The sequence below is a fragment of the Nonomuraea sp. NPDC051941 genome (assembly GCF_044593615.1).
Map to the genome: position 1 here is coordinate 1 of NZ_JBIUCF010000153.1, position 1,096 is coordinate 1,096.

Consider the following 1,096-nt stretch of genomic DNA (forward strand, 5'->3'; position numbering starts at 1 on the left):
TGGCCGGTCACACCATCACGACCGCGCCACCGATCCCGTCTGCCCATCTACTGTCCGCTGCCGCGCGATGGCCGGGGCCCATGTTTCGTCACAGCGAGACCGAACGCCGCCAGACTGGCTGGCGAGCCATCGACACCGACTACGATTCGCGTTCCGTCACCGGTCGGCATCGCGTCAGGCCGGACGACGACAACCGGCCCGGCACTGTGCGCGGGCACCTGCACGGCAGCAGATCCCACCCGCAGGTCTTCGAAACCACCTTGCCCTCTCGAGCCAAGCACTGTCAGCTCTGCCTCGCGTGCGGCATGCAGGAGCACCGTGGAGGCCGTCCCTCTCGCCAGTCGCGGCCGGACGTCCACGTCAGGGGCCAGGCTCCGAGCTCGATGTACGCCCCCGTCCACCACATGGGCAGCGACCTGCTCGACCCGTGCCAAGACTTCCTGCTCTACAGGACGCAGCGGATACGGCCACTGCCAGGCATGACACACCAGAACAGAGGACTTGCGTAGCCGCGCCTCCTCGATCGCCCAGCACAATGCCAGCGTGCTCGCTGGTGACTCGTCGTAGCCGACCAGTATGGGCCGCCCCATCATGCCTCCCCCGGCTAAGAGTTCTCCCCTCTTAGCCGGATGGGCTTTCCCCGGCCTACGAGATGAGACCCACGGATGAAGAAATCTTGGTCGTCCCCTGGCGATTCTTCGCGCTCCGGTAGGGCAACGGTGGCCAAGGGCATGGCGCTCATCGGCAGCGGGACGGAGCGCTGCTGGAGGCCGCGGTGGCCTGATGGGTCGCGCCGCCAGACCGCACTCGGGCGCTGCCGCGTGGACAGATCGCCGCGCTGTTCGAGTTGAAGGCGCCCCTGTGCGACAAGACGCTGTGGCGGCCCTGTATGACAAGTGTCCTCGTGCCGAGGAGATCTCAGCCTCGACATCGACGACCTACTGCTGGCCGACAAGGGTGCCTGCATTATCTCCAAGGGCGGCGCCACCGACTGGGGGTCTCAGACTGGTGGGCTCGCTTATTCAACTGTCGTCAGTTCGGCGGGGTGGCCTGGGAGCAGTGACTGTGTGTGGTCGCCTGGGGCGTAGCGGTTGTA

1 protein-coding gene is annotated in these 1,096 nt (G+C 66.4%); it reads right to left on the reverse strand.

Annotated elements, in window-relative coordinates; translation table 11 throughout:
• Window positions 1-47: 47 nt before the first annotated feature.
• Complete coding sequence (locus tag ACIHFD_RS67915; protein ID WP_397375979.1) at window positions 48-593, reverse strand: universal stress protein; 546 nt, start codon at window positions 591-593, stop codon at window positions 48-50.
• Window positions 594-1,096 lie beyond the last annotated feature (503 nt).